A 12168-nucleotide genomic window follows, 5' to 3' on the forward strand; every position below is an offset into this window, starting at 1 on the left:
CACCGTCGCGGTGTGCGCGTTGCGATCGTTGCAGAGTCCTTCCTCCCCAACGTCAACGGCGTCACCAACTCGGTGCTGCGGGTCATCGAGCACTTGCGCCGCACGGGGCATGAGGTGATGGTCATCGCACCCGACACGCCGCCCGGGCAGCCGGCGGCCGACCGGGTGCACGACGGTATCCGGGTCCACCGGGTGCCTTCGCGGATGTTCCCCCGAGTCACCTCGTTGCCGCTGGGAATCCCGTGGCCGCGGATGGTCGGTGTACTGCGCGGTTTCGATCCCGATGTCGTGCATCTGGCCTCACCGGCACTGCTGGGGTGGGGCGGGGTACACGCGGCGCGGCGTCTGGGTGTGCCGTCCGTCGCGGTCTTCCAGACCGACGTGGCAGGTTTCGCGCAGAGTTATGGCGTGGGCGTATTGTCCCGCGCCGCCTGGGCGTGGACGCGCCGGTTGCACAACCACGCCGACCGGACTTTGGCGCCGTCCACTTCGGCCATGGAAGACCTTGCTTCCCATGGTGTCTCGCGGGTGTATCGCTGGGCGAGAGGGGTCGACATCACCGGCTTCGCGCCTTCGGCACGCGACGAGGAACTGCGCGGGGCCTGGTCGCCGCAGGGCAAGCCGATCGTCGGGTTCGTCGGCCGGTTGGCTCCGGAGAAACACGTGGAACGGCTGGCGGCGCTCACCGACGATGTGCAGCTTGTCGTCGTCGGTGACGGAGTTGATCGGGCCAAACTCCAGAAGCGGCTTCCGGCAGCCGTTTTCACCGGTGCGCTGTACGGCCCCCAATTGGCGAGCGCCTATGCCAGCATGGACGTATTCGTCCATCCTGGCGAGCATGAGACGTTCTGCCAGACGGTGCAGGAGGCCATGGCCTCGGGCCTGCCGGTCGTCGCACCAGATGCCGGCGGTCCGCGCGACCTGGTGACGCCGATGCACACCGGTCTGTTGCTGCCGGTGGCGGAGTTCGAACGGCGGCTGCCCGCAGCCGTCGGGCATCTGCTGGCCGAGCGGCCACGCTACGCGGTGGCCGCCCGGCGCAGCGTGATCGGCCGCACCTGGCCGCTGATCTGCGACCAGCTGCTGACCCACTACGAGACCGTGGTCGGGACCCGGGGCCGCCAGGTGGCGTGAGCGGGGAGGGTCCCCGGTAGCTTTGACCGCATGAACCGCGCGTCGCTGGAGAAGGACCCCCACGAGGTCGCGTCGATGTTCGACGGGGTGGCGCGCCGCTACGACCTGACCAACACCGTGCTGTCGCTGGGGCAGGACAGGTTTTGGCGCCGGGCGACCCGGCAGGCGTTGCGGATCGGGCCGGGGGACAAGGTGCTCGACCTGGCCGCCGGCACCGCGGTGTCGACGGTGGAGCTGGCCGGTTCCGGCGCGTGGTGTGTGGCGGCGGACTTCTCGGTCGGGATGCTCGGCGCCGGCGCGGCGCGTGACGTCCCGAAGGTCGCCGGGGACGCAACCCGGCTGCCGTTCGGTGACGGTGTCTTCGACGCGGTCACGATCAGTTTCGGGCTGCGTAACGTGGTCGATCATTCAGCGGGCCTGCGGGAGATGGCGCGGGTGACCCGACCGGGCGGACGGCTGGTGGTGTGTGAGTTCTCCACACCGACCAACGGGCTGTTCGCCACGGTGTACAAGGAGTACCTGATGCAGGCGCTGCCCAGGATGGCTCGCGCGGTGTCGTCGAACCCGGACGCCTATGTCTACCTGGCGGAGTCGATCCGGGCATGGCCCGATCAGCCGGCGCTGGCCGGGCGGATCGCGGCGGCCGGCTGGTCGCAGGTGCGGTGGCGCAACCTCAGCGGCGGAATCGTGGCGCTGCACGCTGCGGTCAAAGCCTGACGCTCTTCCCCCTCAGGTCAGCGCATCGATGAGATCACCGACGGTGTGGGCGGCCTCCAGGGGGTGGCGCAGCCGGCCCTTCGGATTGACCGTGTAGCTGTTGCGCCGTCCGACCTTGGACTTCTCCAGATAGCCGTCGGCGATCAGGTCGGCCAGGATGGCCTGTACCGAACGCTCGGTGATGCCGATGCGCAGGCTCAACTCGCGGGCGGTCAGCGACTCGCCCTGCGCCAGACACAGCAGCGCGTGGGCGTGGTTGGTCAGGAAGGTCCACCCTCGTGGCGGCCCCCCGGAGGTGGCGCCGTCGTGCGCGGATTTCTTGGCCGGCGCCGCTTTTCTGGTGCGGGTACCGGTCGTCGTCTGCTTCGGTGTGTTCCTCTGTTTCGCCGCAACCATAGCGGCTTCGATCATACTTTGTGATTCACGTCTTGTTCTTCAGTCGTGCGGACGCACCGCGTCGCTGCGTGGCGGCTCGTCGGCGCCGGGACGGGTGTTACGGGTGGCCAGCATGCTGGTGACGATGGAGGTGGCCAGGGTCACCACGATGACCGACAGGGTCAGCGGGATCGGGAGCTTGCCGACCGGGGTTTCGGATAGAATCAGCTTCGCCCCGGCGAAGAACAACAGGAACGCCAGCCCGTAGTGCAGGTAGATGAATCGCCGTAACAGGCCGGCCAAGCAGAAGTACAGGCTGCGCAGCCCCAGTACGGCGAAGGCGTTGGCCGTCCACACGAGGAAGGTGCTGGTGGTGATCGCCAGGACTGCGGCCACCGAGTCGATGGCGAAGATCAGGTCGCTGCCCTCGATCGCCACCAGCGCCACGAAAAGCATTGTTGCCATGCGTTTTCCGTCGATCCGGACGAACAGGCGCTCGCCGTGGTAACGGGGGTCGGTGGGAATCAGCCGCTGGACCAGACGCACCAGGAGCATGCGTTCGGGGTGTATCTCGTCGTCGCGCCTGAACGCCATCTTGTAGCTGGTATAGATCAGGAACGCGCCGAACAGGTACGCGGTCCAGAAGAAGGCGGTCAACAGTTCGACCCCGACGAAGATGAAGACCAGCCGCATCAGTAGTGCGCCGATGACGCCCCAGAACAGCACTTTGTGCTGGTAGCGATCGGGGACGGCGAAGTAGCTGAAGATCAGTGCGAACACGAACACGTTGTCGACCGACAGCGCCTTCTCTATCAGGTAGCCGGCGTAGTACGTTCCGGCCACCTCACCTCCGTAGATCCACCACAGCAGCACACCGAAACCCAGTCCGGCGGCGATCCAGATCGTCGACCAGGTCGCGGCTTCCCGAAATTCGATGACATGGTTGTCCCGATGCAGGAAAAGGTCGACGGCCAGCATCGCCACGATGGCGACCATCAACACGGTCCATCCCCAAATAGGAACGACGACAACATCACTCATGGAAGGCTCTCCTGTCCCGATGGGGTCCGTCGATCCGGAAGCGTATACCCGAATCGTTATAAATGCGAGGGTTGACTCACGAATATAGAAACACGTACTGTGCTTCGTATGTTGAGCGATGCGACGGTGCTGATCGCAGTGGTGGCCGCGCCCATGCTGGTCGGCCTGACCGCTTTCGGACTTCGCGGCCGCGGCGCCGATCTACTCGGCCGCCTCGGCGTGCTGGCATCAGGGGCCGGGTTCGTGACGGCGGTCGGCCTGGCCGCCGGGATCCTCGGGGGCCGCGGTGTCACCGCCCTCGATGGATGGCCGATCAGCCTTGCCGCCGATGAGCTTTCGGTGGCGCTGTTGCTGCTGGTCTTCGGCATCAGCACCGTGGTGCAGGCATTCGGGTCCCGTTACCTCGCGGGTGACTCGCGCCGATACTGGTTCACCGCGGGGGCCGGCATGCTCACGGCAGCCTCGGCGGCGCTGGCACTGGCGGCCACCCTGGTCACCCTGGCGCTGGCCTGGACGCTGGCTGGAGTCGCTTTGTGCCTGCTGCTGGCCACCTACTGGCAGTTGCCTCCGGCCCGAGAGGGTGTCCGCCGCACCGTGGTCGCGTTCCTGATCGGCGATGCCGCGCTGTGGGCGGCGGTCGGTGTCATCACCGCCCGGGCCGGCAACGTCACCCTCGACGGACTGGCTGTCCAGGAACTCGGGGGACCGCAGGCCGCGGTGGTGGCCGTCCTGGTGGTGTGCGCTGCACTGTCACGCTCGGCTCAGATTCCCTTCCATCGCTGGCTTCCGGCCACGCTGGCTGCTCCCACTCCGGTGTCGGCGCTCCTGCACGCCGGTGTCGTCAACGCCGGCGGCATCCTGCTCATCCGCCTGAGTCCGCTCAGCACCGTCGGAGTCGCCGTGGTGGTCACCCTGATCGCCGGGGCGGCAACCATGGCCTACGCCTCGGTGATCTCGCTGGTAAAGCCGGATGTCAAAGGGGCACTGGCATATTCGACAATGGCCCAGATGGGCTTCATGACCTTCACCGTCGGCCTCGGCCTCTGGGCGGCCGCGGTCGTCCACCTGGTGGCCCACGGCTGCTACAAGGCGACGCTGTTCCTGGGGTCGGGCTCGGCAGTCGCGTACCGCCGCCGCGCCGCATCGGTGCCGACGGCACCGCAACAGTCCGGACACACCCGCGCGACCAATCTGGCCGCAGCGGTGCTGCTACCGCTCACCGCGCTGAGCGCCGGCGCGCTGGTGGTGCCCGGTGTCACCGAACACGGCTCCGGGATGGCATTGCTGCTGTTCGCCTGGGTGACCGGTGCAGCCGCGACGTGGGGCTGGCTGACCCGACGGGCGCACACGTTCGCCCTGCTCAGCGCCGCGCTGGTGGCTCTGCCGACCGCCATCGCGTACCTGGCGGTGGTCAGCTCGCTCACCGATTACCTCGCCCCGGCGCTACCGGCCGAGACACTGTCGGCACGAGCGGTGACGACGATCGTCGCCGCGGCCGTGCTGATGCTGGCGGGCTTCTCGGTGCTGCGGTGGTCGAAGACCCGGCCGGGACTGCACCGAGCGCTCTACGCCCACGCACTTGTCGCCGGCTATCCCAACCCACCGATGAGGGGAGTTCGTCCATGACCACCGAATCGACCGCTGCGGTCGAATCAGCGCGCGCGCAGGTGCGCAGCGACATCGGAGTGGCCGCGCGGGTCCTGCCGACGCACTATCCACTCTCGACGTTCATCGCGGTCAACCCGCTGGCCGGACTGGAAGCGATGCCCTTCGAACAGGCGCTGCGCCGCGCCGCCGATCTGTACGGGGTCCGCGGCACGTTGAGCGAAGACCAGTTTCGGGCACTGTATCGGCAGGGCCGGATCACCGACAGCGACCTCGATCGGGTGCTGCAACGGCGCTACCCGAACCTGGCCCAGGAGCCACGCCTGCAACTGGGTCCACGCACTCTCAGTGCGGTCGAACTCGTGCGCGCCGACCTGGTCGAGGGAGTTCCGGCACCACCGCCTTTGCGTCGCAACATGACTCGCTCGGAGCAGTCTGCCCCGACGGTGGCCGACGTCATCGACGCCCACACCGCCAAGTGGTGCACCGCCTTCTTCGGTGGCGCGACCTGGCCGATGCCCGGGCGAGACCGGGGCTTTTATGCGGCCTGGCGGGAACTGGCCCACCGCGACCGGCGATTGCCCCGCGCCGCCCGGGCTGCGTTGCGTGAAGCACCCCAACGCCCCGAGGACGCGGTGCTGGCGGCGCTGGAGAGTGCCGCGGTAGACCAGGACGCGCGAATCGCCTACCTGCAGGCTCATCTGACCAGGCTTCCCGGTTGGGCCGCCCACATCCAGTGGTGCACCGGCCGGCGCATCGACATCGACCTGACCCAGTACGCCGCGGTACGCCTCAGCTATGAGTCGGCGCTGCTGCCCGACCTGCAGCAGGTCGCGGCGCCGGTGACAGAGCCGCCGGCACTGCCGTCAGCCCGTGAGCGGGCCGCCCATCTGGTGACACGATGGGGACTGGGTGGGGTGAGCGAAGCCGAACTGTCCACCGCCGCGCGGGTGCTGACAGTGCTACCGGTGACAGCGCGAGAGTCGCTGTGGCAAAACGCATTCGAAGGAAACTACCGCGATCGGCTACTGGAAACGTTGGAACCCGCTACGCCGCAGTCTGCTTCACCTGCCGACATTCAGGTGGTCACCTGTATCGACACTCGGTCCGAAGGGTTGCGCCGGCATCTGGAGACCGGCGCGGGCCACCAAACCTTCGGCTTCGCCGGGTTCTTCGCGGTCGCGATCCGCTTCACCGACCTGCTGGGTGGGCAGCCCGCCGACCTGTGCCCGGTCCTGATCGCCCCGGCCCACGACATCACCGAGCATCCGGCGCCTGAGGCGGCCGGACTGGCGTCGCGGCGCATCACCGGCCTGACCTGCCTGGCCGGCGCCGAGACGGCTTTCCATGCCGCCAAGGACTCGATGGCGGCGCCGTTCACGCTGGCCGAAGCTGCCGGTTGGGTCGCCGCGCCGTGGGCGGCCGCCAAAACGCTGGTTCCGGCCACCAGCACCGGCGTGCGCCGACGGCTACGCGACCTTGTGGCCCCGCCCGCGCCGACGCAACTCGCCTGTGACGCCATCCCGTTGGCTGAGCGGGCGCTGTTCGCCGAGGCGGCGCTGACCACCATGGGACTGACCCGCGACTTCGGCACGCTGGTCGTGTTCTGCGCGCACGGCAGCACCACCGAGAACAACCCGTATCAGGCCTCCCTGGACTGCGGAGCGTGTGGCGGACAAGCCGGTGGTCCCAACGCTCGCACCGCCGCGACGATACTCAACCAAGCCGACGTGCGGGACGCCTTGCGCGGCTGCGGCATCGACATCCCGCAGCGCACGGTGTTCGTCGCTGCTCAACACGACACCGCCACCGACCGGGTGGTGGTGCTCGACCGGCACCTGGTGCCGCCCACTCACCGGGGCCAACTGGAGCGCCTGGAAGCCGACCTGGCCACCGCCGGCGCCGCGCTGGCCGCCGAACGGTGCGCGACGCTGCCGGGCGCCCGCAGACCGAGGTCACCGAAACGCACGGCGCGCCACGTCGCAACCCGCTCCGCGGACTGGGCGCAGGTGTATCCGGAATGGGGCCTGGCGGGCAACGCGGCCTTCATCGTCGCCCCTCGTTCGGTGACCCGCGGAATCGACCTGCAGCGCCGGGCTTTCCTGCACTCCTACGACGCGGCGACCGATGCCGACGGCACCGCGCTGGAAACGATACTGACCGCGCCGCTGGTGGTGGCGCAATGGATCAATTGCCAGTACTACTTCTCCACCGTCGCACCCGCGGCGTTCGGGGCGGGCAGCAAGACGATTCACAACGTCGTCGGCACCGCCGGGGTGTTGTCCGGCCATGACGGCGACCTGCGCCTGGGGCTGCCGTGGCAATCGCTGGCCGAGGGCGAACGATTGGTCCACGAACCGCAACGTCTGCTGGCTGTGATCCAGGCGCCGCTGGACCGTATCGACACGGTCGTCGAACGAAACCCGTTACTGCAGAGAATGTTCGGCAACGATTGGGTCGCCGTGGCGGCCCGCGAGGACAGCACGGCCGGTTGGCAGCGCTGGACCCGCGCGGGCTGGCGTACCTGGACCGAGGCCGCAGACCCCGAACCGATCACCGAGAAGGAGATGATCCGATGACGTCCACATTGTCGGCACTGACCAAGATGACCAAGGTCGAGGTCGTGGTCCCGGGCCAGGAGGCACCCGCGGTGCGCGACCTGATCCGAAGCGTCGGTGCCACCGGCTTCACCAGCTTGTCCGGGGTGTCCGGACTGGGCCACCACGGTTACCACCAGGGCCGGCTGCTGTTCAACCAGCAGGCCGCACTGGAGCTCGTCATCACCGTGGTCCCCGACGCCCGGGCCGAGGCGCTGCTGGCCGGCCTGCGCCAGCTCCTCGACGCGACATCGGGGGTGATGTTCGTGACCGAGACCTACGTCAGTCGCCCTGAGTACTTCAGCCCAACACCCACCACCTGAGAGGAATCCCGATGATGATGATTGATCCGATGACCGCTTGGCAACGGCTGCGTGCAGGCGGAGAGAGTTCCGGCCCGTTGCGCGTGACGGGCGAGTTGGCCTGCGGCACAACGGCTGCAGCAGTCTTCCGGTGTGCTGATTCGGCGGTGCCGAGCACCGCGGTGTTCGGTCAGGGCGCAGGTGCCCTGCTCGACGTCAGCACCTGGGGACACGTCATCGACACCGGTGTGCTGGCCACGCTGGAGTTCGCGGTGCAGAGTCTGAACGTGCCGCTGATCGTGGTGCTCGGCCACCATGATTGCCACGCAGTGCGGACCGCTCAGCGCGCGTGGGAGCGCGCCGACCTGCCTGATGGCGCCACCCGCACGGCCGTCGAGCAGGTGCTGTGGTCCATCGTGCGGCGCCACGCGCCCGCCGATTCAGCCGACGAGGTCGCCGCAGCGCACGCGATCGAGACCGGTCTGGGTCTCATGCAACGCTCGCCGATCATCGCCGCTCGGGTGGATACCCGCGACTGCGCGATCGTGTGTGCCAGCATCGGCCTGCGCGATGGACGGCTGCGTGTACACGCCACGCTCGGACCGGCCGGCGAGAATCAGGACGCGCTGGCCGAGTGCGTGTGACCCGACCGCGGCGGCCGTGAACTATCGGCGCTCCCAGAGCGATTCCGACTCCTGCCCGACGTGCGGGTGGTGAATCTGCTGGAAGTTGCGGCCGCCCCGGTGGAAGGTCTTGACCACCGCTGCCGGACAACGTGATTCGGCCACCGGCTCGGTCCTCCAGGTGCAGGGCCGCACATGTACGAGGTCGACACTTTCACCGTCGGCATCATAGAAATACGGTCCGTCGATGCGGCCCAGCCAGTACCAGCCGTCGCCGTCACGGGTCCACACCAGTGATCCGTCGGGCACCGCGGCCAGCCGTTGCACCCGACGCGGCAACGAGTCGCCGTGCCCGTGCCGGCCGAATCCGCACAACCGGTGCGCATGCGCGCGTTCGAGCGCCAGCTGCGGGTCGACGTCATCGCGGCGTGACCGCATCGGGGCCCGGTAGACGTTCGTCACGAGAACGGGCGGCGGGCATCGAGCCGCTGCGACAGCGCACCGGCGCCCCGCCACAGCCGGGCCACCGCGTCCTCGTCCTCGTCGGTGACGAAGTTGCCCATCACCCGCACCGCGATCGTCATCAACACCGACGAGCGCATCGCCAGCGGTCCCGCCAGCGGCAGAAACCGGGGGAAGGTCAGCAGCAGCGCCAGCCGGCGCGCCATCGAAAAACCGCGCGCGTAGTGCTCGTGCAACACCGCCGGCCATGCCGTTTCATAGCTGCCTGACCCGAGCAGTTCCACGGCCAGCCGGCCGGTCTCGAGCCCGTAGTCGATGCCCTCGCCGTTGAGCGGGTTCACACATGCCGCGGCGTCGCCGATCAGCATCCAGTTCGGTCCGGCCACGCCCGACACTGCGCCGCCCATCGGCAGCAGCGCCGACAGCGCGGCCCGCGGGTCACCGTCGAAGCCCCACTCGTCGCGGCGCAGCCCGGTGTAGTAGTTCAGCAGCGGCCGCAGCCCGGCCTCGGCGGGCCGCTTGGCGGTGGCCAGCGCGCCGACGCCGATGTTCACCTCGCCGTTGCCCAACGGGAAGATCCAGCCGTAACCGGGCAACACCTCGCCGTCGGGCGAGCGCAGCTCCAGGTGCGAGGTGATCCAGGGCTCGTCGCTGCGCGGTGTCGCGATGTAGCCGCGGACCGCCACTCCGTAGACGGTCTCCTTGTGCCACTGCCGGCCCAGCTTCCGGCCCAGCGTCGAACGCGCCCCGTCGGCGACGATCAGATGTCCGCAGCGGATCGCCTCCCCGGAGTCCAGCACCACCGCCGACACCCGCCCGCCGGGGACGCGCTCGACTCCGACGGCTTTGACGCCGAGCTTCATCTTGGCGCCGTCGTCGACGGCGACCAGGCGGATCCGGTCGTCGAGCTCGGTACGCGCCACCGCGCTGCTCGACGGCGGAAACGAGCGTCCGGGCCAGGGCACCTCCACGTCGGCGCCGAATCCCGACATCCGCAGACCCCGGTGGGCGATCCGGCCGTCCAGCCACGAACCGAGCCCCAGCCGGCGCATCTCGGCGATCGCCCGGGGAGTCAGCCCATCGCCGCAGGCCTTGTCGCGGGGGAACTCCGCGGAGTCGATCACCAACACGTCATAACCGGCGCGGGCGGCCCAGGCCGCCGCTGCTGAACCGGCCGGTCCGGCCCCGACCACGACGACGTCGGCCGCACTACTGGTCGCCGGTGTGTCCATGGTTCCCAGTATGTTGGCAGTGTGAGGACACCGGCGAACGTGGTGGCAGGAGTGGACTTCGGGGATGCCGAGTTCGCCCGGGAGGTTCGCGACGGGGTGGCCCGGATCGAAGCGTTGATGTCCGAGGAGCTGGGCAAGGCCGACGTGCTGATGGCCGAAGCGGTGCAGCACCTGTTCGAGGCGGGCGGTAAGCGGTTCCGTCCGCTGTTCACGGTGCTGTCCGCGCAGCTGGGCCCCGAGCCCGACTCCTGGCAGGTCACCGTTGCCGGGGCGGTCATCGAGCTGGTGCACCTGGCCACGCTGTACCACGACGATGTGATGGACGAGGCCCAGATGCGCCGCGGAGCCTCCAGCGCCAACGCCCGCTGGGGCAACAACATCGCGATCCTGGCCGGCGACTACCTGTTCGCCACCGCATCGCGCCTGGTCAGCAGGCTCGGCCCGGATGCGGTGCGCATTATCGCCGACACCTTTGCGCTGCTGGTCACCGGCCAGATGCGAGAGACGCGGGGGGCGGCCGACCACGTCGACTCGGTGGAGCACTACCTGAAGGTGGTCCACGAGAAGACGGCCTGTCTGATCGCGGCCTCGGGCCGGTTCGGTGCGACGTTCTCCGGCGCCGACGACGAGCAGATCGAGCGGCTGAGCCGGATCGGGGCGATCGTCGGGACGGCGTTCCAGATTTCAGACGACATCATCGACATCGACAGCGATCCCGACGAGTCGGGCAAGGTGCCCGGCACTGACCTGCGCGAAGGCGTGCACACACTGCCGGTGCTCTACGCGTTGCGCGAGTCCGGTCCCGGCGCCGACCGGCTGCGCGAGCTGCTGGTGGCACCGATCGACAACGACGACGACATCGCCGAGGCGCTGCGACTGCTGCGCGCGTCCGACGGTATCCGCCGGGCCAAGGAGACGGTGGCCGAGTACGCCCGCCAGGCCGAGCAGGAGCTGGCTCACCTGCCCGACGGTCCGGGCCGGGATGCGCTGGCCTCGCTGGTCGACTACACCATCAGCCGAGACGGCTGACGATCGCGGAACCCGGGCGGGCGCTACGCGCGTTGGGTATGCGATGACCCTTGCAGGCCGGCACGTTGTTGAAGGAGGCGATCCGCGATGACCTGGCATCCGCATGCCAACAGGGCCAAGACGTTCCTGTTGCTGGTGCTGTTCTCCGGTCTGATCGTCGGGGTGGGCGCGCTGTTCGGGCGCAACATCATGTTCCTGGCGGTGCTGTTCGCCATCGGCATGAACGCCTACGTGTACTTCAACAGCGACAAGCTCGCGCTCAAGGCCATGCACGCCCAGCCGGTCAGCGAGATGCAGGCGCCGGCGATGTACCGGATCGTGCGTGAGCTCGCCACCACCGCACGCCAGCCGATGCCCCGGCTCTACATCAGCGACACCGCCGCACCGAACGCGTTCGCCACCGGCCGCAACCCCCGCAACGCCGCAGTGTGTTGCACCACCGGCATCTTGCAGCTGCTCAGCGAACGCGAGTTGCGCGCCGTGCTGGGCCACGAGCTGAGCCACGTCTACAACCGCGACATCCTGATCTCGTGTGTCGCCGGTGCGATGGCGTCGGTGATCACCGCGCTGGCCAACCTGGCGTTTTTTGCCAGCATGTTCGGCGGCAACCGGCAGGGTGGTGCCAATCCTTTTGCGATCCTTCTGGTTTCGTTGCTGGGGCCGATCGCGGCGATGGTCATCCGGATGGCGGTGTCGCGCTCGCGGGAGTACCAGGCCGACCAGTCCGGTGCGGAGCTGACCGGTGACCCGCTGGCACTGGCCAACGCACTGCGCAAGATCAGCGTCGGTGTCGAGCGCGCGCCGTTGCCGCCGGAGCCGCAGCTGGCCGATCAGGCCCACCTGATGATCGCCAATCCGTTCCGGTCCGGCGAGAAGATCGGTCAGCTGTTCTCGACGCACCCGCCGATCGCCGACCGGATCGCGCGGCTGGAGGCGATGGCCGGCCCGCACCGCTGAGCCCCCGAGGCCGAGCCGAGAAATTGAAACACCGAGGCTGAGCCGAGAAATTGAAACACCGAGGCCGAGCCGAGAAATTGAAACACCGAGGCTG

General features: G+C 68.6%; 12 protein-coding genes. 8 read left to right on the forward strand and 4 right to left on the reverse strand.

The window, feature by feature from the left end; genetic code table 11:
- Positions 1-12 precede the first annotated feature (12 nt).
- Positions 13-1134, forward strand: a complete 1122-nt coding sequence (locus KXD98_RS03250) for a glycosyltransferase family 1 protein (RefSeq protein ID WP_260761854.1) — start codon at positions 13-15, stop codon at positions 1132-1134.
- A gap of 30 nt (positions 1135-1164) precedes the next feature.
- Complete coding sequence (locus KXD98_RS03255; protein WP_260761855.1) at positions 1165-1851, forward strand: demethylmenaquinone methyltransferase; 687 nt, start codon at positions 1165-1167, stop codon at positions 1849-1851.
- Between the two features lie 12 nt (positions 1852-1863).
- Here KXD98_RS03255 and KXD98_RS03260 read toward each other — a convergent pair whose 3' ends face one another.
- Positions 1864-2247 carry a winged helix-turn-helix domain-containing protein gene (locus tag KXD98_RS03260; RefSeq protein ID WP_260761856.1) on the reverse strand — a complete coding sequence of 128 codons (384 nt, stop codon included), beginning with the start codon at positions 2245-2247 and terminating at the stop codon, positions 1864-1866.
- A gap of 39 nt (positions 2248-2286) precedes the next feature.
- Positions 2287-3267: a TerC family protein gene (locus KXD98_RS03265; RefSeq protein ID WP_260761857.1), complete on the reverse strand. Its 981-nt coding sequence runs from the start codon at positions 3265-3267 to the stop codon at positions 2287-2289.
- A gap of 108 nt (positions 3268-3375) precedes the next feature.
- Here KXD98_RS03265 and KXD98_RS03270 point away from each other — a divergent pair, with 108 nt between their 5' ends.
- Genes KXD98_RS03270 through KXD98_RS03285 form a run of 4 tightly spaced genes read left to right on the forward strand, consistent with a single transcriptional unit; the run spans position 3376 to position 8415 of the window.
- A complete protein-coding gene (locus KXD98_RS03270; RefSeq protein WP_260761858.1) occupies positions 3376-4893 on the forward strand; it encodes a proton-conducting transporter membrane subunit in 1518 nt (505 codons plus the stop codon).
- Positions 4890-7451: a DUF2309 domain-containing protein gene (locus tag KXD98_RS03275; protein WP_260761859.1), complete on the forward strand. Its 2562-nt coding sequence runs from the start codon at positions 4890-4892 to the stop codon at positions 7449-7451. The genes KXD98_RS03270 and KXD98_RS03275 overlap by 4 nt, the downstream gene beginning before the upstream one ends.
- Positions 7448-7792: a P-II family nitrogen regulator gene (locus tag KXD98_RS03280; RefSeq protein WP_260761860.1), complete on the forward strand. Its 345-nt coding sequence runs from the start codon at positions 7448-7450 to the stop codon at positions 7790-7792. Before KXD98_RS03275 ends, KXD98_RS03280 begins: the two co-directional genes overlap by 4 nt.
- A gap of 11 nt (positions 7793-7803) precedes the next feature.
- Entirely contained in the window at positions 7804-8415 is a 612-nt protein-coding gene (locus KXD98_RS03285) for a carbonic anhydrase (protein ID WP_260761861.1), read from the forward strand.
- Between the two features lie 21 nt (positions 8416-8436).
- On the opposite strand, the gene KXD98_RS03290 is transcribed toward KXD98_RS03285, so the two are convergent.
- Positions 8437-8856: a GAF domain-containing protein gene (locus KXD98_RS03290; protein ID WP_260761862.1), complete on the reverse strand. Its 420-nt coding sequence runs from the start codon at positions 8854-8856 to the stop codon at positions 8437-8439.
- Positions 8853-10088: a menaquinone reductase gene (menJ, locus tag KXD98_RS03295; RefSeq protein WP_260761863.1), complete on the reverse strand. Its 1236-nt coding sequence runs from the start codon at positions 10086-10088 to the stop codon at positions 8853-8855. Before menJ ends, KXD98_RS03290 begins: the two co-directional genes overlap by 4 nt.
- A gap of 21 nt (positions 10089-10109) precedes the next feature.
- Between menJ and grcC1 the strand changes: the two genes are divergently transcribed.
- Together grcC1 and htpX are read left to right on the forward strand one after the other, a co-directional pair.
- Positions 10110-11117 carry a nonaprenyl/(2E,6E)-farnesyl/geranylgeranyl diphosphat synthase gene (grcC1, locus tag KXD98_RS03300; RefSeq protein WP_260761864.1) on the forward strand — a complete coding sequence of 336 codons (1008 nt, stop codon included), beginning with the start codon at positions 10110-10112 and terminating at the stop codon, positions 11115-11117.
- A gap of 87 nt (positions 11118-11204) precedes the next feature.
- Positions 11205-12074 (forward strand): zinc metalloprotease HtpX, encoded by an 870-nt coding sequence (gene htpX / locus KXD98_RS03305; RefSeq protein ID WP_260761865.1) that lies wholly within the window; start codon positions 11205-11207, stop codon positions 12072-12074.
- Positions 12075-12168 lie beyond the last annotated feature (94 nt).

The organism is Mycobacterium sp. SMC-4, assembly GCF_025263265.1.
Lineage (GTDB): Bacteria > Actinomycetota > Actinomycetes > Mycobacteriales > Mycobacteriaceae > Mycobacterium.

Excerpts from the sequence above, each read along its gene's own strand:
- KXD98_RS03255 (WP_260761855.1), top strand. The coding sequence starts at position 1,165 with ATGAACCGCGCGTCGCTGGAGAAGGACCCCCACGAGGTCGCGTCGATG.
- KXD98_RS03260 (WP_260761856.1), bottom strand. The coding sequence starts at position 2,247 with ATGGTTGCGGCGAAACAGAGGAACACACCGAAGCAGACGACGACCGGT.
- KXD98_RS03265 (WP_260761857.1), bottom strand. The coding sequence starts at position 3,267 with ATGAGTGATGTTGTCGTCGTTCCTATTTGGGGATGGACCGTGTTGATG.
- KXD98_RS03270 (WP_260761858.1), top strand. The coding sequence starts at position 3,376 with ATGTTGAGCGATGCGACGGTGCTGATCGCAGTGGTGGCCGCGCCCATG.
- KXD98_RS03275 (WP_260761859.1), top strand. The coding sequence starts at position 4,890 with ATGACCACCGAATCGACCGCTGCGGTCGAATCAGCGCGCGCGCAGGTG.
- KXD98_RS03280 (WP_260761860.1), top strand. The coding sequence starts at position 7,448 with ATGACGTCCACATTGTCGGCACTGACCAAGATGACCAAGGTCGAGGTC.
- KXD98_RS03285 (WP_260761861.1), top strand. The coding sequence starts at position 7,804 with ATGATGATGATTGATCCGATGACCGCTTGGCAACGGCTGCGTGCAGGC.
- menJ (WP_260761863.1), bottom strand. The coding sequence starts at position 10,088 with ATGGACACACCGGCGACCAGTAGTGCGGCCGACGTCGTCGTGGTCGGG.
- htpX (WP_260761865.1), top strand. The coding sequence starts at position 11,205 with ATGACCTGGCATCCGCATGCCAACAGGGCCAAGACGTTCCTGTTGCTG.